The sequence below is a fragment of the Pseudodesulfovibrio sp. JC047 genome, assembly GCF_010468615.1.
Lineage (GTDB): Bacteria > Desulfobacterota > Desulfovibrionia > Desulfovibrionales > Desulfovibrionaceae > Pseudodesulfovibrio.
Genome location: NZ_WUEH01000113.1, coordinates 1 through 342, shown reverse-complemented (window position 1 = coordinate 342; position 342 = coordinate 1). Strand labels below are relative to the sequence as shown.

Below are 342 nucleotides of genomic sequence, written 5' to 3'. Positions count from 1 at the left end.
ACATTACTAATACGCCATAAGGCGAGGGTGAAGCCTGGCCTAATTAAAGAGAAAACAACGAAGAAAGGGAGTTCTTGACATGGTGCCGCATAAGAAAAGCCTTTCTCCCTAGCCCCCAATTCTCCTTTTCCCACAATTTTCTCGATGGTATTCGCACAAAAGTCTCTGTTTTCTGAGCAGATCACACAATAAACAACACGCCGCCATCTCACCCCTCGCATTCGACCACCCAAACTGGCGACGTCGGCACCGTCCGCGACAAAAAAGCGCGGGAGAGCTTTCCAATAAAAGAAAGTCTCCCGCGCTTTTTTGTCGCGGACATTCCATGCCCTGACCTCACGT

The 342-nt window shown here is 49.4% G+C and carries 1 protein-coding gene; it reads right to left on the bottom strand.

The features are described from left to right. Positions 1-342, bottom strand: a 342-nt coding sequence (locus GO013_RS17125; protein ID WP_203529717.1) for a hypothetical protein, incomplete at both ends; no start/stop codon positions are given.